Origin of the sequence: Nesterenkonia maliinae (assembly GCF_051262655.1) — a bacterium.
In the GTDB taxonomy this organism is placed as follows: Bacteria; Actinomycetota; Actinomycetes; order Actinomycetales; family Micrococcaceae; genus Nesterenkonia.
In genome coordinates this window covers 1-21,095 of sequence record NZ_JBIMEY010000005.1, presented here as the reverse complement: position 1 = coordinate 21,095, position 21,095 = coordinate 1, and the positions used below count along the sequence as shown (strand labels likewise).

Here is a 21,095-nt window from a genome sequence, read left to right as displayed (position 1 = left end):
CGTCGTTCTCAGCCGTGCTGATCTGGACCCGCGCGGTGCGTGAGACGGCACCTCGTAGCGGTCCCGCGGGCTCATCCACCCGCACCATCGCACAGGAGACCCTATGCCGCGCATCATCGTCGAGGTCATGCCCAAGCCAGAGATTCTCGACCCCCAGGGCAAGGCCATCGCCTCCGCGCTGCCCCACCTGGGCTTCACCGACTTCTCCGCAGTCCGCCAGGGCAAGCGCTTCGAGCTCACCGTCGACGGTGAGGTCACCGAGCAGGTCCTGGTCAGCGCCCGCACCGCGGCGGCAGAGATGCTCTCCAACCCGGTGATCGAAGACGTGATCAGCGTGCGCGTCGAGAACGAGGGCACTGCATGAGCACTGAGACTCCCCTGATCGGGGACTTCCGCGCCGCTCCCGCCGCGAACCCGCTCGGCGGCGCCCGCATCGGCGTCGTCACCTTCCCCGGCACCCTCGATGATCGCGACGCCGCCCGCGCCGTCCGCCTCGGCGGCGGCACCGCCGTGCCGCTCTGGCACGCCGACGAGTCGCTGCAGAACGTCGATGCCATCGTGCTTCCCGGCGGCTTCTCCTACGGGGACTACCTGCGCGCCGGAGCGATCGCCCGCTTCGCACCGATGATGAACAAGATCATCGACGCCGCCACCGCCAGCTCAGGCACCCGGCTACCGGTGCTGGGCATCTGCAACGGGTTCCAGATGCTCACCGAATCCCAGCTGCTGCCCGGTTCGATGGTGAAGAACGATCACCTGAAGTTCCTCTGCCGTGACCAGGTGCTGCGCGTGGAGAACACCTCCACCGCATGGACCTCCCAGTTCACCGACGACGAGCTCATCGCCGTCCCGCTGAAGAACCAGGACGGCCAGTACCTGGCTGACCCCGCCACCCTCGAGGCGCTGGAGACCGAGGGCCGCGTGGTGTTCCGCTACGTGGGCGAGAATCCGAACGGCTCACGCAACGGCATCGCCGGCGTGACCAACGAGACGGGCAACGTGGTGGGTCTGATGCCGCACCCCGAGCACGCCGTGGAAGCCGGCTACGGTCCCGATGACGCCACCGGGATGCGCAGCGGCACCGACGGACTGACCATCTTCACCTCCGTGATCGCATCTCTTGCCGGAGGTGCCCAGTGAGCGAGCAGACTGTGACTGACAAAGAATTCAACATCGACACCGTGGAGCACGCCTCCACCACCCCGGACACCGACCTCCCCTGGGCGGCGCTCGGCCTGAAGTCCGATGAGTATGACCGGATCGTCACGATCCTGGGTAGGCGGCCCACCGCGGCCGAGCTGGCCATGTACTCCGTGATGTGGTCCGAGCACTGCTCGTACAAGTCCTCCAAGGTCCACCTGCGCCAGTTCGGCGAGAAGGTCACCGAGGAGATGAAGAAGGACCTGATGGTCGGCATCGGCGAGAACGCCGGCGTCACCAACCTCGGCGACGGCTGGGCCGTCACCTTCAAGATCGAGTCGCACAACCATCCCAGCTTCGTGGAGCCCTACCAGGGCGCGGCCACCGGCGTCGGCGGGATCGTGCGCGACATCATCTCCATGGGCGCCCGCCCGGTCGCCGTGATGGACCCGCTGCGCTTCGGCGACATCGACCATCCTGACACTAAGCGCGTGCTGCCCGGAGTGGTCTCCGGGATCGGCGGCTATGGCAACTCCCTGGGCCTGCCGAACATCGGCGGCGAGGTCGTGTTCGACTCCGTCTACCAGGACAACCCACTGGTCAACGCCCTGGCAGTCGGCGTGATGCGCCACGAGGACATCCGGCTGGCCAACGCCTCGGGCGTGGGCAACAAGGTGGTCCTCTTCGGTGCGCGCACCGGCGGCGACGGGATCGGCGGCGCCTCGGTGCTGGCCTCGGAGTCCTTCGACGACTCCAAGCCCTCCAAGCGCCCCGCTGTGCAGGTCGGTGACCCCTTCGCCGAGAAGGTCCTCATCGAATGCTGCCTCGAGCTCTTCCACGCCGAGCTGGTCGAGGGCATCCAGGACCTCGGTGCCGCCGGCATCTCCTGTGCCACCTCCGAGCTGGCCTCGAACGGCGAGGGCGGGATGCACGTGGAGCTCACCAACGTGCTGCTGCGTGATCCTTCACTGACCCCGGGCGAGATCCTGATGTCGGAGTCCCAGGAACGCATGATGGCCGTGGTCACCCCCGCCAACGCCGCGGAGTTCGAGCGCGTCATGGCCAAGTGGGAGGTCGAATACTCCTGGCTCGGCGAGGTCACCGACACCGGTCGGCTGATCATCGAATGGGACGGCGAGACCATCGTCGACGTCGACCCGCGCACCGTCGCCCACGACGGCCCGGTCTACGAACGCCCCTACCACCGCCCGGACTGGCAGGACGCGCTGCAGGCCGACACCTTCCGCTCCTCGAGCGCGGGGCAGAACCTGCCGCAGACCGCCGAAGAGCTCGGCGGCGCCGTGGTGGACCTGATGACCAGCCCGAACATGGCCGACGTCTCCTGGATCACCGACCAGTTCGACCGCTTCGTCGGCGGCAACACCGCGCTGTCCCAGCCCGACGACGCCGGCGTGATCCGCGTCGATGAGGAGACCGGGCTCGGCGTCGCGCTCTCCACCGACGCCAACGCCCGCTACGCCTACCTGGACCCCTACACCGGGGCGCAGCTGGCGCTGGCCGAGTCCTACCGCAACGTTGCCACCTCCGGCGCGATCCCGATGGCGGTCTCGGACTGCCTGAACTTCGGCTCCCCGGAGGACCCGGAGGTCATGTGGCAGTTCGCCGAGGCCGTCCGCGGTCTCGCCGACGGCTGCCAGGAGCTCGGCGTCCCGGTCACCGGCGGCAACGTCTCGCTGTACAACCAGACCGCGGGCCGGGCCATCCACCCCACCCCGGTGGTCGGCGTGCTCGGCAAGTTCGACGACGTCGGACGCCGCACCCCCTCGGGCTTCGAGCGCTGGGCCGACGGCCAGGCGATCTACCTGCTGGGCACCACCGCCGATGAGCTCGACGGCTCCGAGTTCGCCCGCGGCCGCGACCACCTGGGCGGACTGCCGCCGAAGGTGGATCTGACTGCTGAGAAGATGCTCGGCGAGATCCTGATCAACGCCTCCCGCGACGGCATGATCGACGCCGCGCACGACCTCTCCGAGGGCGGGCTCGCCGCCGGTCTGGCCGAGATGGGACTGCGCTTCGGCGTGGGCGCCCGGGTCGCCGTGGGCGCGATCTGCGAGCGTGACGGCGTGGACCCCTTCACGGCGCTCTTCAGCGAGTCCCAGGCCCGCGCCCTGGTCGCACTGCCGCGGTCGGAGGAGCTGCGCTTCACCGATATGACCTCGGCACGGGGCTTCGCGGCGCTGCGCATCGGTGTCGTCGATGCCAGCTCCGGCGATCTCGAGGTCGCCGGCCCCTACGAGGGTGGCAGCTTCACCCTGGGCCTGGATGAGCTGCGCGAGGCCTGGAGCGCGGTCATCCCCTCGCGCTTCGCGCCCCTCGGCGAGGCCACCGAAGCGGTCCGGCAGGAGAAGTAGCTCCGAGTCACGGCGGCAGCGCCGTCACGACTGACACGAACAGACCACCCCCGGGCATGTACCGGGGGTGGTCTGTTCGTCTCTGCGGCGTCTCTGCGGCGTCCCGCCTTGCGCCGGCTCAGATCCCCAGCGAGGACTGCACCTTCGCCAGCGCCCGCGCCGATTCGCGCAGCGCCTGGGCCTCGTTCTCGGCGAACGGAGTGGTCGTCACCGGCTGCACGCCGCTGGCGGAGACGACCGTCGGGATGGACAGCGCCACCCCGCTGATGTCGAGGAACCCGTCGAGCACGCTGCTCACCGGGAGGATTGCGTGCTCATCGCTCAGCACCGCCTCCACGATCCGTGCCGCGGAGAGCCCGATCGCGTAGTTCGTCGCACCCTTGCCGGCGATGACCTTGTACGCCGCATTGCGCACCTCATCGGAGAGGGTCTCGAGCTCCTCGGCGTCGAAGACGCGCAGGCCCTCGCGCTCCCATTCCAGCAGCGGAGTCACCCCGATGCTGGCGGCGGACCAGAGCGGGAACTCGGTGTCGCCATGCTCGCCGACGATGTGGGCGTGCACGCTGGACTGTGCCACCCCGGCGCGCTGTGCCAGCTTCCAGCGCAGCCGCGCGGTGTCGAGCACCGTGCCGGAGGAGAACACCCGGCTGCTGGGCAGCCCGGTGATCTGCTGGGCGGCCACGGTCAGTACGTCGCAGGGATTGGTCACCAGCAGAAAGACCGCATCCGGGGCGCGCTCGAGCAGCTTCGGAAGCATGCTGCGCAGGATGTCCACGTTGGTGCCGGCCAGATCGAGCCGGGTCTGCCCGGGGTGCTGCTTCGCGCCGGCAGTGATGACGACGACGTCGGCGCCCTCCACGTGTTTCAGGTCCGCACCGCCGTCGATGTCAGAGGCCCCGGTGAACTGGCTGCCGTGGGCGAGGTCGAGGACCTCGGCCTCCACCCGGGCGGCGTCGATGTCGTAGAGCCGGACATGCCGGGCGGAGCCCCGGATCATGGCCGCATAGGCGGTGGCTGTGCCGACGCTGCCGGCTCCGACGATGGCCAGGGTGGAGTTCTCGATGACGCTCATGGGTTCAGCCTGTCACAGCTCCCGGCGCTCGAACAGGGGTATGTCGAAGAACCGCGGCGAGTCCCGCGGGTCACTCCCAGCACAGGCAGAACGGGTGTCCTGCGGGGTCGGCGTAGACGTTGAACCGCTGCTCCCCGGTGGCCATCTGCAGCACCTCGGCGCCCAGCTCCACAACCTCGGTGTGCGCGGCCGCGATGTCCTCGACGTCAATGTCGAGGTGGATCTGCTGCGGCCGGCCCTCGGGCCACTGCGGGGGCTGATGCCCGGGGGCCAGCTGCACCGCGATCGGGGCGGCGCCGTCGACGACGACGGTGTGCCAGTCCTCCCGGGCGCTCACCCTCCCGCCCAGCATCTTGGCCCAGAAGCTGCTCTCAGCCTCGATGTCTGCGGCGTCGAAGACGACGGTCTGCGCGGTGATCTTCATGCGCCCAAGTCTGCGCCGGGCCAGGTGCCTGGTCAAGGGCGTTTCATGGCCGGTCCGGGCCGATCAGAACGGGTTGAGCAGCCGGTGGACGAACTCCCGGGTGCGCGCCTGCCTCGGCGCGCGCAGCACCTCCTGCGCGGGACCCTGCTCCACGACCACTCCCCCGTCCATGAAGGCGACCGTGTCGGCCACTTCCCGGGCGAAGGCGAGCTCGTGGGTCACCAGGACCATGGTCCATCCTTCCTCGGCGAGCTCCTTGATCACGGCGAGCACATCGCCGACCAGCTCGGGATCCAGCGCGGAGGTGGGCTCGTCGAAGAGCAGCAGCGAGGGCTGCTGCGCCAGCGCACGGACGATGCCCACCCGCTGCTGCTGGCCTCCGGAGAGCTGGTGCGGGTAGTCGTCGCGCTTCTCGGCGAGACCGACCCGCTCGAGCAGCCGTTCGGCCTCGGCGACGGCCTCGGCCTTCGGGCGCTTCTGGACCTGGATCGGGCCCTCGGTGACGTTCTGCAGCACGGTCTTGTGCGGGAAGAGGTTGTAGCCCTGGAAGACCATCGCCGAGCGGGTGCGCAGCGACTCCTTCTCCCGGCGCGTGGTCTTCTCGGAGAACGTCACGGCGGGGCCCGAGGAGAACTCCACGGTGCCGGCGTCGGGCTGTTCCAGTCCGTTGAGGCACCGCAGCACGGTGGTCTTGCCGGAGCCGGAGGGTCCCACGAGCGCGAGCACCTGACCGGGCTGCACGGCCAGGTCGATGGAGCGCAGCACTTCGTTGTCTCCGAAGGACTTGTTCAGTCCCGAGACGCGCAGCAGCGGGTCCCTCCGGGCGGGGTCGGTGCGTGCAGAGTCAGTGGGCGACATAGCGATCCAATCTGCGTTCCAGACGGTCCTGCACGGTGGAGAGCACGAGGCAGAAGACCCAGTAGATCATGGCGGCCTCCACGTAGATCAGCATGAACTCCTGGCTGAAGGCGGCGATCTCCTGCGCGACCCGGAACATCTCGGTGACCAGGATCAGCGAGGCCAGCGAGGTGTCCTTGACCAGGGAGATGAAGGTGTTCGACAGCGGGGGCACCGAGACTCGGGCCGCCTGCGGCAGGATCAGCCGGCGCAGAGCCTGGTTGCGGGACATCCCGATCGTGTAGCCGGCCTCCCACTGACCCTTGGGCACCGAGAGGATCGCCGCCCGGATGACCTCCGCGGCATAGCCGCCGACGTTCATCGAGAACGCGATCGCCGCGCTGGGCCAGGGGTCGATGGTGAGTCCGACCGAGGGGAGGCCGTAGAAGATCACGAACAGCTGCACCAGCAGCGGAGTGCCGCGGATCACCGAGATGTACGCCCGCGCGATGCCGGAGAGCACCCGGCTGCCGCCGATCCGCATCAGGGCCAGCACCAGGGCGAGCGCGAGACCGAGCGTGAAGCTCGCCAGGGTCAGCGGGATGGTGCCGGTCAGTCCGCCGCGGAGCAGCGGCCAGAACGAGTCGATGGCGAGCTGCCAGTCGATGTCCGGCATCTCCATCAGAACCGCCCCGCTCCCGCACTCACCGGGTCAGACATCCTCAGGTCAGGCGTCATCACGTCAGGCGTCGTGGCGTCGCTGATCATTCGGTGACGTCGGTGCCGAAGTACTTCTCGGAGATCTCGGTGAGCGTGCCGTCCTCGGCGAGGGTGGCCAGCGCCTCGTCGACCGCCTCGACCAGGGACTCACTGCCCTGACGGAAGGTCAGCGCCGACTGCGACTGGTCCTCGGTCTCGGCAGCGATCGTAATGTTCTCGTTGCCCTCGGTCTCCTGGTAGTCCAGGTAGGTGAGCTTGTCGTTGATGGTCGCGTCCACTCGACCCTGCTCGAGCAGGGTGACTGACTGCGCCCAGCCCTCGACGGCTTCGACGTCGGCACCGGACTCCTGGGCCAGCTCGTTCCAGTTCGAGGTCAGCGACTGTGCGGTCGTGGCGCCGTCGAGGTCCTCGAAGCTTGTGATCTCCTCGTTCTCCGTCAGCGTCACGATCACGCCGTTGGACACCGTGTAGGGCGCGGAGAAGAGGTAGCTCTCCTCGCGCTCATCGGTGATGGAGACCTGGTTGGCGATCACGTCGAAGCGCGCCGAGTCAAGGCCGGCGAACATCGCGTCCCACTGGGTCTCCTCGAACTCCGCCTCCACCCCGAGCTCCTCGGCCACCGCGGTGACGATCTCCACGTCGTAGCCGGTCAGCTCGCCGGCGCCGCCCTCGTGGAAGCTGAACGGACGGTAGGTGCCTTCGGTACCGATGGTGAGCACCCCGGCCTCCTGGACCTCTTCCAGAGTCAGACCCGAGGCTGACTCCTCGGCGGGGGCGCCGTCCTCCTGTGTCTCGTCGCCTCCGCCGCAGGAGGCCAGCGTCAGGGCCGCGACGGTGGAGATGGCGAGGGTGGAGAGTAGGCGAGCGGTCATAGGTGATGCCCCTAGGGTGGAGCGCCGGGATGTGCCGGCGCGTAATGGTCAAGTCATGGACAGGCACAGAACGGTATCATTCGCCCTGCCCGGGTCAGGGTGCTCTGTTACGCCAGACGTCGCGAAGCCCGGTTAGCCTGGAGAGATGCGTATCTGGAGCGTGAACCCTGTCTATCTGGACCGGCAAGGGCTCGTCGCCTGTTGGCGCGAGACCCTTCTGGCCCAGGCGGTGCTCCTGGGACGGACCAAGGGATACACCAACCATCCGCAGCTGGTGCGCTTCCGCGCCCAGGAGGACCCGGTGGTCGCCATCGGCACGTATCTGCAGGGCGTGCTGACCGAGGCGACCGCGCGCGGCTACCGCTTCGATGCGAGCAAGATCTCCCGCACCGGAGAGCTGGAGCTGATGCCGGTGACGACAGGTCAGCTGCTCATGGAATGGGAGCACCTGGCCGCCAAGCTGGTCCTTCGCTCCCCGGAGAAGGCGCAGCGGAACCAGCAGGCCCTGCGGGAGCCCGGCGCGATCCCCGCAGCACACCCGATGATGCGGGTGGTGCCGGGCGAGATCGAACCCTGGGAGCGCGCGGGACCGGTCCAGCCCAGAGCCTGAGCCCGGAGCTGGACCGGTTCAGCGGTTCACAGGTTCACAGGTTCAGCGGCCCTGCGATCCAGGGATTCGCGCTCAGAAAGCCGGCATCAGCGTCTCGTCGTGCTCCTCGACGAGGAACTCGCGGACCTCGTCGCTGGTCATCGCGCGCTCGAGGGCCTCGATCTTCTCGGAGTCGAGGTCGCCCTCGCGAGCCACCAGCGAGATCGCGAAGCGCTCATCGATGTTCTCCTCCACCGCGATCGCGTCCTCGGGGGTGAGCCCCAGGCTGGAGATGTAGGTGGGGTAGTTGAAGACCGCCGCGATGCCGTCCTCGTCGTAGGCCGAGGTCAGGTTCAGCAGATCGACCTGGACCCATTCCAGGTCCTTGGGGTTCTCCTCGACATCATCGAGGGTGCCTTCGAAGCCGACCCCCTCGGTGAGGGTGATCAGACCCTGATCAGCCAGGATCGCCAGGGCGCGGCCCTCATTGGACTCGTCGTTGGGCAGCGCGATCTGAGCGCCGTCGGGGATCTCCTCCATCGAGTCGTAGTCCCGGGAGTAGAAGCCGACGCGGGCGTTGTAGATCGGGTGGACGACGGCGAGCTCGGCGTCGTTCTCAGCGTTGTAGGCCTGCATATAGGGCTCGTGCTGGGCGAAGTTCGCGTCCACCTCCTCGTCGGCGAGCAGGCGGTTGTACTGGACGTTGTCGCTGACCTCGACGAGCTCGATGGTGTAGCCATCCTCCTCGGCGACCTCGGCGGCGGCTTCGACCACATCGGTCATCGGCGTGGTGTGCGAAGCGACCTGGATCAGCGTGTCGTCACCTTCGGCTCCGCCCTGCTCCGAGGAGCAGGCGGCGGTGGCGAAGAGGGCGAGGACGACGGCGGCCCCGCTGATCGCGCGGACGGGACGTTTCTGCAGTTCGGCAGTCAAGATGCTCCTCGTTCGGGGTGGACGGACCCGGCTGGGGCCCGTATATATCAACGACGTCGGCGCGCAGGTTATGCCGGCTGAGCGTGACCCGTCAGCGTGATCGGTGGTCGATCGCCATCGAGAGACGGGTGCCGAAGGTCTGGATCAGCATCACCAGCACCACGATCACCGCGATTGTCACGTACATGATGTCGTACTCATAGCGCTGGTAGCCGTAGCGGATGGCGAAGTCACCGACTCCACCGCCGCCCACGACCCCCATGATGGTGGAGTAGGAGATCATCGAGATCGTCACCGTGGTCATGGACAGCACGAGCCCGGAGCGGGCCTCGGGATACAGGAACCGGGTGACCAGCTGGAGCGTGTTGGCGCCCAGGGAGTCGGCGAGCTCCACGGTGTCCCGGGGGATGTCGACCAGGGTCTGCTCCACCCAGCGGGCGTAGAGCGCGACGGCGACGAAGGACAGCGGCACCGCCGCCGCGGTGGTCCCGAAGGAGGTGCCCACCGCCCAGCGGGTGAACGGGATCAGTGCCACCACGAAGAGCAGGAACGGCACCGAGCGGACCACGTTGACGAAGCCGTTGAGCCCGGCGTAGACCCAGCCGCGCTCCTTGGGGCCGCCGCGGCGGGCCAGATACATCCCGGTGCCCATGGGCAGCCCGATCAGCAATGCTGCGAGCAGGGACCAGCCGAGCATCGCTCCGGTCTCCACGATCGAGGTGATGATCTCCCCGCGGTACTCCCCCAGGCGCTGGACCAGCTCGTTCACTCCTGATCCCCCTCGAGGTACTTGCGGGCGCGCTCGGAGTAGCTGTTGAACTTCTCCCGCGCCTCGAGCTGAGCGATCTCCGCGATCCCGGTGAGTCGGCCGGACTCCAGGATCGCGGCGCGGTCGCAGGCGCCGCGGATGACCTCGAGCTCGTGGCTGACCAGCAGGATGGAGGTCCCCATCTCTTCGCGCACGCGCAGCAGGGTGGCGATCACCTCGTCGGTGTGCTGGCTGTCCAGCGAGGAGGTGGGCTCGTCGCAGAGCAGGATGTCGGGCTCGTTGACCAGGGCCCGGGCGATCGCCACCCGCTGCTTCTCTCCGCCGCTGAGCTGGGCGGGGTGCTTGGAGGCGTGGCCGCCCATGTTCACGAAGTCGAGCATCTCGCGGGCCCGGTCCTCGGTGCCCGAGGCCGGCGCCGCTGAACCCTCGGCTCGCGTGCGGAAGCCGCCCCGGCGCTGGTGCAGGCTCAGCGGAAGTCCGACGTTCGCCACGACTGTCTTGTTCGCGAGCAGGTTGAACTGCTGGAAGACCATCCCGATGCGGCGTCGCTGGGCCCGCCGCGCGGCCGGGCGCAGCGAGGCCAGGTTGACTCCGCTGACGGTGACGGCGCCGGAGCTGGGCATCTCCAGGGCGTTGACCATGCGCAGCAGGGTGGACTTGCCCGAGCCGGACTCCCCCACCACACCGAAGACCTCAGACTCCCCGATGCTGAGGCTGACCTCCTGCAGGGCGTCCACTGATTGGGTGCGAGCGGCGCCGCGCTGGGGATAGCTCTTGGTGACCCGATCGAATTCGATCATCGGTGACGCTGGAACAATGGCTCAGCTCAGGCCGTAGGCGATGAGCGACTGCGACCAGTCCTCGATGCCGGGCCAGTCCCGGTAGTCGGCGTTCTCCGGCGCCTTGGCCACCTTGAGCTGGAGCTTCTCGAAGAAGCTGAGCTTCTCGGCGTCGATGGCGCCGCGGAAGTAGGTGGCCTCGCGGTGCGGGTAGCTGCGCAGCGTCTCTGCCAGCTCAGGGGCGAGGCTGGGTCCCCCGCCGGAGGCGAAGAGGAACAGCGGCTTGCCGCCGAGCTCGGTGCGGTTGGCGTCGAGGAACATCATCGCCGGCCCCCACAGCTTCTGTCGGTAGACCGGGATGCCGAGCACCACGTTGTCGGTCTCGTAGAGCCATTTGCTGGCCTCGGAGACCTCTTTGACATGTGCGGAGACGCCGCGGCTCTTCAGCGTGGCGGCGATATGCTCACCGATCTCCGCGGTGGACCCGTGCTTGCTCGCAACAACGACCATCGTGGTCATGGTTCATCCGCCCTCTCGCAGAAACTGTGATTCTTCCCTGAGCCTATCAACGCAGGTCGCGCCGCGGGAGCGCCCCTGTCACCGGACTGCGGGATCAGCGCACTTGGTGAGCACAAGACTGTCGGATCACCGGACTCCGCGCAGGTCCAGGGTGAGTTCGCTCTGCGCCCCGGCCTCGAGGGTGATCGGGATTCCCCAGTCCTGCTGGTAGAGGTGGCAGGCCGCATGCATCGGGATCTCTTCCCCGGGCGCGCCGTCGCAGGCCGCGGCACGGGCGGTGATGTGCAGGAGCCCCTCGGTGACCTCCGGGTTCAGCTGCAGCGTCCGAGTAAGCCCCTCCGAGTTTCCGGCGCCTTCGATCAGCAGGTTCTCCGGGGAGGAGGAGACCTTCAGCTGGGTCGGATCGCCCCAGCGGTCATCGAGCTTCTGTCCCGTGGGTGCGGCGAAGCCGATGGCCAGTGAGAACTCTCCCGGAGCCACGGCGGTGGCCGGGCGCTGGCTCTGCGTGGCGCCCTCGTCCACGGTGAGGTACTCCTTGGGCACCGCGATGCGCACCAGCTCATGGGCGTTGGTCTCCACCACCAGCAGGTTCGTGCCGTCGGCGTCGAGGAGCACGTCGGAGGGCTCCTTGAGTCCGCGCGCCACGGTGGAGACGCTGGCCGCCACGGTGGTGCCGTCGGCGGCGAGGTGCTCACCGCGGTAGCGGCGGATGGCGCCGTTGTAGGTGTCGGCCATGAGCACGGAGCCGTCGGGGAGCGCGGTCACACCCAGCGGGTGCTGCAGCCGGGCCTGCTCGGGGGCGCCGTCGCGGAAGCCGAAGTCGAAGAGTCCCTCACCGATCAGGGTCTCCACGGCGGGGGCCGCTGCGGCGTCGTCGGTCTCGGCGCCGTCGGTCTGAGCGCCCTGCGTTTCGGCGCCCTGCGTTTCGGCACCCTGGGATCCGGCTCCGGCAGTCCCGGTGCGGATCACGCGCAGCGAGGAGGTCTCGGAGTCGGCGATCCAGATGGCTCCTGCGGCGTCCTCGGTGAGTCCGGAGGTCTGCGCGAACCAGGCCGTCTCGGCGGAGCCGTCGAGCAGCCCCTCCAGTCCGGTGCCCGCGAAGATCGAGAGCTCGCCGGTGACGGGGTCGAAGGTGAAGATCTGGTGGGTGCCGGCCATCGCGACGACCACCAGGCCCAAGGTCTGGGACCAGAGCACATCCCAGGGGGAGGACAGCGAGACGTTGAGCGGATCGGAGCCCAGGCTGCCGGACTCCACCGCGCCGGTGCGGGCGCGCTCGGCGTCGAGCAGGCGCTGCACGCCGTTGCCGGCCAGGGTGGTGACCACACCGGTCTCGGCGTTGATCCCGCGAAGCCGATGGTTGACCGTATCGGCGACGACGACGTCGTAGCCGACCCGCTGCGCCAGCTCTACGGGAAGCACGGTCAGGCCCTGGGGCTCGTTGAACCGAGCGGAGTCGGGGTCGCCGTCGTGATGGCCCTTCTGCTGGTCCTCTCCACCGCCCCAGGAACGGACCACCGTCTGCAGATCGGAGTCGAGCTCCACGATCCGGTGGTGGCCGGTGTCAGAGACCAGGAAATGTCCGTGCGAGGCGTCGGATCCACCGAGCGCACGGGTGACGGGAACGGCCTTGCCGGGGAAGCGCAGGGTGCGCGAGACCGGCTCGGGCGGGACGTAGGGTCCGTCTCCGCGGTGCAGCGTGCCCTTGGCCTCGTGCTCGGTGACCAGCTCCTCGACCAGCGAGGTCAGTCCGGCCACATGGCCTTCGCCGGCGAGGTTCGCGGCGATGTAGCCCTCCGGATCGACGACCACCAGGGTCGGCCAGGCGCGGGCCGCGTAGGCCTGCCAGGTGATCAGGTTCGGGTCATCCAGGACCGGGTGGGCGATCTCGTAGCGTTCGACGGCGGCGGCGAGCGCGTCCGGGTCGGCCTCGTGCTCGAACTTCGGGGAGTGCACGCCCACGGTGACCAGGACGTCGCTGAAGCGCTGCTCCAGCGGGCGAAGCTCGTCGAGCACGTGCAGGCAGTTGATGCAGCAGAAGGTCCAGAAGTCCAGGATGACGATCTTCCCGCGCAGGTCCTGCAGGGAGACGTCCTTGCCGCCGGTGTTCAGCCACCCTCGTCCGAGAAGCTCGGATGCGCGCACCCGCTCGGCGCGGCGAATCGTCTCAGTCATGCTGGGTCTCCCTTAGATCGTGCCTGCTCAGTCTGCGGTCTCCAGCGCGGCGGTCGCTTCGGCGGCGATGGCCTCGGCGATGGAGGTGAACTCCGCCGAGCCTGCCGCCTCACCACCGGTGAAGGAGACCATGATGATGTCATCATCCACCTGCGTGAACAGGATCTGGGCGTAAGTTGTTCCATCCGCGCCGGCGCGCTCCCAGGAATAGGCCGCGGTGTTCTCGGCCTGTTCGGTCGAGACCTCGTCCTGGTCCTGCAGCGTGGGCTCCTCGATGCGCAGCTCGTAGTCGATCCCGTCAAGTGTGAACTCGGTGTCCTGGCAGGAGTCCAGCAGCTCCGCGACGTTCTCCAGGTGCTCGCTGACCCGCTGCTGGTCCGCCTCGCTGTCCACGGTGGCCAGCTCGATGGACCCGGCACCGGAGAAGCTCTCGGCGAAGTAATCGGCCCGCACAGCCTCCTCGCCGAGCAGCAGCGGAGAGAAGTCGACGGCGGCCAGCGGCTGCGCGCACGCCTCAGGGCTCACCTGCGCCTGGGGATCCTCCCCGGCGAGGGAGTTCTCCTCGAGCAGCTCGCGGTAGGAGGCGGCGACCTCGTCGGAGACGAATCCCATCTCGTCGAAGCCGAAGCTGGCCGCACGGCCTGCTCCCTCCTGGGCGGCGATGATCAGCCGCTCGGGGGCGCTCAGTCCCGCGGCCTCCGCGCCGCCGTCGTCGCTCACGCCGTCACCAGGGGTCTGATCCTCCGCACCCGGAGTGTCGTCCTCTCCCCCAGTCACAGCATCTCCCCCGGTCGCGGCGTCGCCCTGATCCACCCCGGCGTGGTCGGCGTCATCGGGGGCCGCCCCGTCCTGGTCCGTCCCGCAGGCGCTGAGCAGCAGCAGTCCGGCTAGCGTGGCGGCGGATGCCGGAATCGATCTCGGCTTCATCGTTGTCCGTCCCGTTCGGCCATCTCCGCGAACATGTCGTTGTAGTCGTTGAGCTCGGCGTCCCCGGTGCGGTCGGCCTCCCGGTCGAGCCGCTTGGTCTCCCGCTTGTCGTCGCGGGACCAGATGATCCCGGCCACGAAGGACATCAGGATCGCCGGGATCTCCCCCAGCGCCCACATGAGCTCGCCTCCCCTGCGCTGATCCTCCAGCGCGGTGAAGCCCCAGTCGGAGCCCATGTTGCCGAACCAGGCCGCCTGGATGAGCTGATCCGAGCTGGTCATCGCCACGGCCAGGAAGGCGTGGAAGACCATGGTGGCCAAGAGGATGATCAGCCGCATCGGGTGAGCGGGGCGCTTGGGGAGCGGGTCCTGTCCGATCAGCACCAGCGCGAAGATGTAGCCGGTGGCCAGGAAGTGGAAGATCATCAGCTCGTGCCCCACGTGGTATTCCAGCACCAGCCCGAAGATCGGGGTGTAGTAGAAGATCAGCAAGGAGCCGGCGAAGTTCACCGCGGCGACGATCGGGTGGGTGACGACCCTGGAGAAGCGCGAGTGGACCAGCCAGAGGATCCATTCGCGCGGGCCGCGGGTGCCGTCGCTGCGCACCGGCAGCGCGCGCAGCGCGAGGGTCACCGGGGAGCCCATGACCATGAAGATCGGGGCGACCATGGTCAGCGTCATGTGCTGGATCATGTGTCCGGAGAACAGCACCATCCCGTAGACCGCGGGGCCGCCGGAGGTGACCCAGAGCAGCACCAGCAGGCCGAAGAGCCAGCTGGCGGCGCGCAGCAGCGGCCAGGAGTCCCCGCGCCGACGCATTCGCACCATCGCCAGGACGTACCAGGCGGCGAGGAAGACGACGATCGCGACCCACAGCCAGTCCGGGCGCCACAGGGTCAGCCAGAGGCTTCCGCTGGGCTCGGGGGGCAGGTCGTAGCCGGTGAGCGTCCGGGCCGGGGTGGCGTCCGGCGGCAGGTCCTCGGGCACCGGAGGGGCGGTCCGCCCCAGGATCGTGCTGACCCCGATCACCGCGGCCATGATCGCGACCTCGACGAGGATCAGCTGGAAGAGCAGGCCGGCCGGGCGGGCACCGGTGCCCAGCCGCGGGATGATCCAGGACCGGTGCATCGCGCCGATGACGGCCAGGGCCAGGGTGGCGAGCAGCTTCGCCGAGAGCATCAGGCCGTAGCTGGTGGTGGTGAGCTGCCCGAGCGTCTCGATGCGCAGGCTGGCATTGATGATTCCGGAGGCCGCCACGGTGAGCAGCGCCAGCCCGGCCAGGGTCGAGTAGCGCCGCAGCAGCGTCTCGGTCATCCCGGGCGCCGACGCCGTGACGGAGCTCGTCTCGGGGCGCTTGCGGGTCTCGGCGGCATCGCGGCTCAGCGCGGGGCCCAGCAGCGCCAGGACCACCAGTCCGCCGACCCAGATCACGACGCCGAGCAGGTGCAGTCCCAGCGAGTTCACCGCGGCGTAGTGGTCATCGCCTGAGGCGGAGTGGCCGACCAGCGCCATCGGGACGATCGCGGTGAGGCCCAGCACGGCGATGAAGAACAGTGCGGCTGGGGCGCGGACGGCGGTGACCAGGGTGGCGAAGACCGCAGCGATCAGCACGACGGCGGCCCAGGCCTGGCCGGTGGGGATCGACTGGACGTAGCCGAAGAATCCGGAGGCGAAGGAGTCTGAGGCAGAGAGCTCCAGCCCGGAGAGCGAGGAGAAGGTCAGCACCAGCACGGCCACCGCAGCCACGGTCCAGACCACCCCGGCGAGGCCGGCGATCTGCATGGTCCGGGTGAAGAGCGGGTGCTCGGCGGCGGGGCCGCCGCTGCGGAGCTTCTTGCGCTGACGCGGGCCGGCCTGGGGAGGCACGGCCACGGCTGCCAGGATCACCGCGGCGATCGCGGTGGCCATGGCGAGGTGATGGACGAAGCGGGCGACCGGCAGCCCCCACCGGGTCAGCGCGCCCGGATCCGAGAGCTCGCTGGGGTCATCGATGCCGCTGAGCAGACCGGTGATGATCAGCGCCACCAGCCCAGCGCACAGCGCCGCGGCGGTCAGCGGAAGCGGCGCGGTCCAGAGCCGGGTGGGAGCCTCGCGGCTCGCCGGGGTCACGGGGGCACTCACGCGTCGTCGTTCCTCGGTGGGTTCTCCTGCGGACCGTTCCGGGGACCCTGCGGGGAATCATCGCCGTCGACGCCCTCCTGGGAGCGCTGCCGCCATTGCGCAGACTCGTTCATCTTGCGCCGGGCGAGCACGATCACCAGGACCAGCACGAGCAGGCTGGCGAATCCGAAGACCAGCGGAGCCCATTCGGGCATCTGAGGCGCGGCAGGCGCTGCGGCGGTGATGGCGAGGGGAGCTGTCATGGCGGTGCTGCACCTTCCTGCGGAGTCGTCCTGCGTCGGTCGGCAGGGGTTGAGCGTCATACGATTCTACGCCGCGTAGAAGTCCCCGGAGTTGAGAAGTCGCGGTGTGGAGAAGCCCCGGAATGCAGGGGTCACGGGGCGGAGAAGTCACGGGTGGAGAATTCGGTGCCGCGGCCCCGGGGCTTCTGCGCAGACGACGTCGGCCCCTCACCCGTTCTCAGGGCGAGGGGCCGACGTCATCAGCTGTGCCGCGGTGACCCCGTCTCTGGGGCGCCGCGGCTCATGAGGCTCATTTGCCGGTGGCAGCGGCCTTCAGCTTGGAACCTGCGGAGAGCTTCACGGAGTAGCCCTCCGGGATCTGGATGGTCTCACCGGTCTGCGGGTTGCGTCCGGTGCGAGCGGCGCGCTTGGTGCGCTCCACTGCCAGCCAACCGGGAATGGTGACCTTCTCGCCCTTGGAAACCTGCTCGGTGAAGACCTCGAAGACTGAGTCCAGAACGCCGTTGACGGCGGCCTGGGAGTTTCCGGACTTCTCTGCGACTGCTGCGACGAGCTCGCTGCGGTTCAGTGCCATGTGTTTGTCCTCCTGGACGTATTCGGTGGCAGTCCCCGACACGACCTGCGCAATGCGGGCCGCTGACGCGGTTTTCCGCGTTGGCGGGCGGGTCATGCCGCGTGGGGCTTTCAGAACGGCAACTTACCACGCAGGCCCGGACGAACCAGCATGGAACCGCGTGATCCTGGGCCAGAACGAAGCATTTCCCGCTCCGCGAACACTCCAGAACAGGCCCACGGAAGGTGATATGAACAAAAAATTGCACACAAAAAAACCACCCGCGGGAGGGCTGATGCTGTTCCTCCAGGGGGTGAGGAACAGCGGCCTCCGCGCGGGTGGCGGTCTTTGAGGAGCTCGTTCGTCGTGAGAACGGGTCCTGCGTCCAATCTACAGCAGAATGTGCATCCGACAACCATTCTGGGCACAACCACTGAAGGGGTGGGCCACCCGGAGGCGACCCACCCCTTCAGAGATGGTCTTGCGTCAGCGGCGGCTGATCACCAGGAAGACTTGGTGATGCCGGGGAGCTCACCCTTGTGAGCCATGTCGCGGAAGCGGATGCGCGAGATGCCGAACTTCTGGAAGGTGCCGCGGGGGCGACCATCGATGGAGTCGCGGTTGCGCACGCGGATCGGGGAAGCATCGCGGGGAAGCTTCTGCAGACCAACGCGAGCTGCCTCGCGGTCCTCGTCCGAGGCGTTGGGATCAACGAGGGTCTTCTTGAGCTGCAGACGCTTCTCGGCGTAGCGCTCAACGATGACCTTGCGCTGTTCGTTCTTTGCGATCTTGGATTTCTTAGCCATGATCAGCGCTCCTCTCGGAAGTCGACATGCTTGCGAACGACCGGATCGTACTTCTTGAGCACGATGCGGTCGGGGTTGTTGCGGCGGTTCTTACGGGTCACGTAGGTGAACCCGGTGCCTGCCGTCGACTTCAGCTTGATGATGGGACGTACGTCCTTGTCCTTGGCCATTAGAGCTTCTCACCCTTCTCGATCAGCTCGGCAACGACAACGTCGATGCCGCGGACGTCGATGGTCTTGATGCCCTTGACGGACAAGGTCAGCGTGACATTGCGTCCCAATGAAGGAACCCAGTAGCGCTTCTTCTGGATGTTCGGGTCGAACCGGCGCTTGGTGCGCCGATGCGAGTGGGAGATTGAGTTGCCGAACTGCGGCCCCACTCCGGTCACCTGGCAACGTGCTGCCATGATCACTCCTCTTGCGTAAGTACGTGAATGTATACGGGCGGTCCCGATTCTGGGTCCCGCCACCAGCTATGACACCGTTACTTGCGAGGACGGACCAGGCTGGGTGAGATCCAACCGAAGTGTCTTCTCATTCGTCCAGCCAGAGGCCGGACGGACGGTGGTGCTTGATGTGGTGCTCTGGAATCCAGGCTTCACAATGGACCGCGCTGCTTTCCGGCGCTGATACCCAGGAATGCCCCCGCTCCAAGAGGACACGCATGTGCACAGCGCAGCACGGCTTGCGACTGTCCATGGTAGCCCGGGCGCGCCCATTCGGCAAAGCCGGCGCGTGGGGTCCGGAAGGGCAGGGGCTGAAGACTTCCGCAGATGCGGCGGTACAGTCATGCCGTGACTCAGAACGACGGCATGACCCAGGACCACCTGACCCAGGACAGAGGCGTGACCCAGGACCACCTGACCCAGGACCACCCGACCCAGGACAGAGGCGTGACCCAGGACGCGCCTCGCACCCGCACGGCACTGCCGGTGGCTGCGATCATCGCCACCGTGCTGATGTGGGCGTCCTCATTCGTCCTCATCCGATGGTCCGCCGGTGAGCTCTCCCCCGGACCGCTGGCCCTGCTGCGGCTCCTGGCCGGAGCAGTGACGCTGAGCGCGCTGCTGCTCTGGGTGCGCCGTGGGAAGCCGCAGCTGCCCACCCGGCCCGCGCTCGTGCTCACGGCGCTCTACGGCGTCATCTGGTTCGCCCTCTATACCGTGGTCTTCAACCTGGCAGGGCACTACATCGACGCCGGGACCATCGCGATGGTGGTCAACCTCGCGCCGCTGATGGTGGGAGTCGGCGCAGTGGTCTTCTTCAAGGAGTCCTTCTCGACAAGGCTCTTCGTGGGCATGGTGGTCTCGCTGTGCGGGATCGGACTGATCACCGTGGCCGGCTCCACCGGCCAGCTCGCCCTGGCCGGACTGGGCATCGCGCTGGTCGCGGCGTTCCTCTACGCCGGGGGCATGCTGATCCAGAAGCTGGCGCTCAGGCACACCGACCCGCTGACCGCGACCTGGCTGGCCTGCGCGGCAGGCACGATCGCGCTGCTGCCGTTCCTCGGCGCCACCTGGGAGGAGCTGCAGACCACCTCCACGCCGGTGATCATCGGCGCCGTCTACATGGGGATCGGGCCCACCGCGCTGGGCTTCTGGTTCTGGGGCTACGCGATGAACCACTTCCCCACCGGCAAGGTGGCCGCCAGCACGCTGGCGGTGCCCGCCGTCGTCGTGGTCATGTCCTGGCTCACCCTCGGGGAGATTCCGCCGCTGCTGGGAATCATCGGCGGCGCCGTGACCTTGACCGGAGTTGCTATCGCACAGCTTCGCCGGCCCGCACGGTCCGCCCGGCCTGCGCCACGGGCGAGATCGGCGCGCTGAACTTCTCTCCGCTGGCGAGCTCGTAGGCCCGGGCGGCGCGCAGCACCGAGCGGTCACGGGTCCGGGCGGCGACGATCTGCAGCCCCACCGGCAGGCCTGCACCGGTGAGCCCGCAGGGCACCGAGACCGCGGGCTGCTGGGTCATGTTGAACGGAATCGTATACGGGGTCCAGCTGGTCCACAGGTCCGAGGGCCAGCCCTCCGGCGCCTGCCGGCTCGCATCGAAGGCCGGGATCGGCATGGTCGGGGTGACCAGCAGGTCGTACTTCTCGTGGAAGGCGCCCATCCGGACGCCCATGTCCATCCGGACGCCGGTGGCGCTGAGATAGTCCAACGCCGAGGCGTCGGCGTACCGCTCGATCCCCGCGCGCAGCCCCGGATCCACCTGTTCCAGCGCGCCGGGGCCATAGGCCTCCAGCACCTTGGCAGCACCGGTGAACCAGAGCACATGGAAGGCCTCCACCGGATCTGCGATATCGGGGTCCGCCCGCTCCACCTGGGCGCCGAGCGAGGCCAGCACCTCGACCGCCTCGTTCACCCGCGCCTCGACCTCCGGGTCGTTGCTCCCGAAGCCCAGCGTGGGCGAGTACCCGATCCGCACCCCGGCCAGCGAGCCGCCGTCGACCTCGAGCTCGGCGAGGTCTGCGGAGAACGGGCGGGCCTGTGAGGGCAGCGCGGACCAGTCGCGGGCGTCGAAGCCGGCGATCACATCGAGCAGCAGCGCGGTGTCGGTCACGGTGCGCGCCATCGGTCCGGCGTGGGCGAGGGTCCCGAAGGGGCTCGCCGGATACATCGGCACGGTGCCGTAGGTGGCCTTGATGGCCACCGTTCCGGTGAACGCCGCCGGGATCCTGACCGAGCCGCCGCCGTCGGTGCCCACCGCCCAGGGGCCCATCCCGGCCCCGACCGCTGCGGCCGCTCCGCCGGAGGAGCCGCCGGCGTGAAGTGCTGGGTCCCAGGGGTTGGTGGTGGCACCGAAGCGTCCCGAGTCGGTGGTGCCCTTCCAGGCGAACTCAGGCGTGGTGGTCTTGCCCAGCAGCACCGCGCCGGTCTCGCGCAACCGCGCCACACAGGGGGCGTCGAAGTCCCAGGGCCCGGCTGCGTCGATCAGCTTGCTGCCGCGCAGGGTCGGCCAGCCCACGGTCGGGAAGATGTCCTTGATCGAGGTCGGCACCCCGTCGCCGGGCCCGAGCGTCTCCCCGGAGGCCCAGCGCTGCGCCGAGCCCCGAGCGGATTCCAGGGCGGACTCTCGGTCCACCAGCACGAAGGCGTTCAGCGCGCCGTCGTGCTGCTCGATCCGTTCCAGGGCGGCCTCCGTGGCGTCCACCGGGGTGAACTCGCCTGCGCGGTATCCGGCGAGAAGCTCGACGGCGGTCAGTTCAGCAAGGTGCGACATGCGCCCCTCCTCAAGCTCTGGAGTC

At 68.4% G+C, this 21,095-nt stretch carries 23 protein-coding genes; 5 read left to right on the top strand and 18 right to left on the bottom strand.

What is annotated here, in order from left to right; all coding sequences use genetic code 11:
• Positions 1–103 precede the first annotated feature (103 nt).
• From purS to purL, 3 genes are read left to right on the top strand one after another with little or no spacing between them, the layout of a single operon-like run.
• Positions 104–364, top strand: a complete 261-nt coding sequence (gene purS, locus ACHAA4_RS10150) for a phosphoribosylformylglycinamidine synthase subunit PurS (protein ID WP_435774059.1) — start codon at positions 104–106, stop codon at positions 362–364.
• A complete protein-coding gene (gene purQ / locus ACHAA4_RS10145; RefSeq protein WP_435774058.1) occupies positions 361–1,140 on the top strand; it encodes a phosphoribosylformylglycinamidine synthase subunit PurQ in 780 nt (259 codons plus the stop codon). Before purS ends, purQ begins: the two co-directional genes overlap by 4 nt.
• Before the next feature lie 11 nt (positions 1,141–1,151).
• Entirely contained in the window at positions 1,152–3,512 is a 2,361-nt protein-coding gene (purL, locus tag ACHAA4_RS10140; protein ID WP_435774057.1) for a phosphoribosylformylglycinamidine synthase subunit PurL, read from the top strand.
• A 118-nt stretch (positions 3,513–3,630) separates the two neighbouring features.
• Here the strand turns inward: purL and ACHAA4_RS10135 are convergent, their stop codons facing one another.
• The 5 genes from ACHAA4_RS10135 to ACHAA4_RS10115 form a co-directional block, all read right to left on the bottom strand.
• Entirely contained in the window at positions 3,631–4,584 is a 954-nt protein-coding gene (locus ACHAA4_RS10135; RefSeq protein WP_435774056.1) for an L-lactate dehydrogenase, read from the bottom strand.
• Between the two features lie 70 nt (positions 4,585–4,654).
• Complete coding sequence (locus ACHAA4_RS10130) at positions 4,655–5,008, bottom strand: VOC family protein (protein WP_435774055.1); 354 nt, start codon at positions 5,006–5,008, stop codon at positions 4,655–4,657.
• Positions 5,009–5,071: 63 nt separating this feature from the next.
• A complete protein-coding gene (locus ACHAA4_RS10125) occupies positions 5,072–5,866 on the bottom strand; it encodes an amino acid ABC transporter ATP-binding protein (protein ID WP_435774054.1) in 795 nt (264 codons plus the stop codon).
• Positions 5,853–6,527, bottom strand: coding sequence for an amino acid ABC transporter permease (locus ACHAA4_RS10120; RefSeq protein WP_435774053.1), 675 nt, complete (start codon positions 6,525–6,527; stop codon positions 5,853–5,855). Before ACHAA4_RS10120 ends, ACHAA4_RS10125 begins: the two co-directional genes overlap by 14 nt.
• An 82-nt stretch (positions 6,528–6,609) precedes the next feature.
• Positions 6,610–7,437: an amino acid ABC transporter substrate-binding protein gene (locus ACHAA4_RS10115; protein ID WP_435774052.1), complete on the bottom strand. Its 828-nt coding sequence runs from the start codon at positions 7,435–7,437 to the stop codon at positions 6,610–6,612.
• A gap of 145 nt (positions 7,438–7,582) precedes the next feature.
• Between ACHAA4_RS10115 and ACHAA4_RS10110 the strand changes: the two genes are divergently transcribed.
• A complete protein-coding gene (locus ACHAA4_RS10110) occupies positions 7,583–8,047 on the top strand; it encodes a pyrimidine dimer DNA glycosylase/endonuclease V (RefSeq protein WP_435774051.1) in 465 nt (154 codons plus the stop codon).
• Between the two features lie 72 nt (positions 8,048–8,119).
• On the opposite strand, the gene ACHAA4_RS10105 is transcribed toward ACHAA4_RS10110, so the two are convergent.
• The 12 genes from ACHAA4_RS10105 to rpmB form a co-directional block, all read right to left on the bottom strand.
• Positions 8,120–8,959 (bottom strand): MetQ/NlpA family ABC transporter substrate-binding protein, encoded by an 840-nt coding sequence (locus tag ACHAA4_RS10105; RefSeq protein WP_435774050.1) that lies wholly within the window; start codon positions 8,957–8,959, stop codon positions 8,120–8,122.
• A 91-nt stretch (positions 8,960–9,050) separates the two neighbouring features.
• A complete protein-coding gene (locus ACHAA4_RS10100; protein ID WP_435774049.1) occupies positions 9,051–9,728 on the bottom strand; it encodes a methionine ABC transporter permease in 678 nt (225 codons plus the stop codon).
• Positions 9,725–10,528, bottom strand: a complete 804-nt coding sequence (locus ACHAA4_RS10095; RefSeq protein WP_435774048.1) for a methionine ABC transporter ATP-binding protein — start codon at positions 10,526–10,528, stop codon at positions 9,725–9,727. The genes ACHAA4_RS10100 and ACHAA4_RS10095 overlap by 4 nt, the downstream gene beginning before the upstream one ends.
• Positions 10,529–10,549: 21 nt before the next feature.
• Entirely contained in the window at positions 10,550–11,026 is a 477-nt protein-coding gene (locus ACHAA4_RS10090) for a flavodoxin domain-containing protein (RefSeq protein ID WP_435774047.1), read from the bottom strand.
• 126 nt (positions 11,027–11,152) lie between these two features.
• Complete coding sequence (locus tag ACHAA4_RS10085) at positions 11,153–13,201, bottom strand: NHL domain-containing thioredoxin family protein (protein ID WP_435774046.1); 2,049 nt, start codon at positions 13,199–13,201, stop codon at positions 11,153–11,155.
• Between the two features lie 27 nt (positions 13,202–13,228).
• Complete coding sequence (locus tag ACHAA4_RS10080; protein WP_435774045.1) at positions 13,229–14,128, bottom strand: hypothetical protein; 900 nt, start codon at positions 14,126–14,128, stop codon at positions 13,229–13,231.
• On the bottom strand, positions 14,125–16,248 hold the full coding sequence (locus ACHAA4_RS10075; protein WP_435774044.1) for a bifunctional copper resistance protein CopD/cytochrome c oxidase assembly protein: 2,124 nt from the start codon (positions 16,246–16,248) through the stop codon (positions 14,125–14,127). The genes ACHAA4_RS10080 and ACHAA4_RS10075 overlap by 4 nt, the downstream gene beginning before the upstream one ends.
• Positions 16,245–16,490: a hypothetical protein gene (locus tag ACHAA4_RS10070; RefSeq protein ID WP_435774043.1), complete on the bottom strand. Its 246-nt coding sequence runs from the start codon at positions 16,488–16,490 to the stop codon at positions 16,245–16,247. The genes ACHAA4_RS10075 and ACHAA4_RS10070 overlap by 4 nt, the downstream gene beginning before the upstream one ends.
• A gap of 289 nt (positions 16,491–16,779) precedes the next feature.
• Positions 16,780–17,064, bottom strand: coding sequence for an HU family DNA-binding protein (locus ACHAA4_RS10065; RefSeq protein WP_036474622.1), 285 nt, complete (start codon positions 17,062–17,064; stop codon positions 16,780–16,782).
• Positions 17,065–17,543: 479 nt separating this feature from the next.
• Complete coding sequence (gene rpsN, locus ACHAA4_RS10060; protein ID WP_036474463.1) at positions 17,544–17,849, bottom strand: 30S ribosomal protein S14; 306 nt, start codon at positions 17,847–17,849, stop codon at positions 17,544–17,546.
• 2 nt (positions 17,850–17,851) lie between these two features.
• A complete protein-coding gene (rpmG, locus tag ACHAA4_RS10055; RefSeq protein WP_022872124.1) occupies positions 17,852–18,019 on the bottom strand; it encodes a 50S ribosomal protein L33 in 168 nt (55 codons plus the stop codon).
• On the bottom strand, positions 18,019–18,255 hold the full coding sequence (gene rpmB, locus ACHAA4_RS10050; protein ID WP_036474464.1) for a 50S ribosomal protein L28: 237 nt from the start codon (positions 18,253–18,255) through the stop codon (positions 18,019–18,021). The genes rpmG and rpmB overlap by 1 nt, the downstream gene beginning before the upstream one ends.
• A gap of 387 nt (positions 18,256–18,642) precedes the next feature.
• Between rpmB and ACHAA4_RS10045 the strand changes: the two genes are divergently transcribed.
• A complete protein-coding gene (locus ACHAA4_RS10045) occupies positions 18,643–19,674 on the top strand; it encodes a DMT family transporter (RefSeq protein ID WP_435774042.1) in 1,032 nt (343 codons plus the stop codon).
• Here ACHAA4_RS10045 and ACHAA4_RS10040 read toward each other — a convergent pair.
• The gene (locus ACHAA4_RS10040) at positions 19,607–21,070 is read right to left on the bottom strand and encodes an amidase (protein ID WP_435774041.1); all 1,464 of its coding nucleotides are present in this window, start codon (positions 21,068–21,070) and stop codon (positions 19,607–19,609) included. The genes ACHAA4_RS10045 and ACHAA4_RS10040 overlap by 68 nt on opposite strands.
• Between the last annotated feature and the right edge of the window lie 25 nt (positions 21,071–21,095).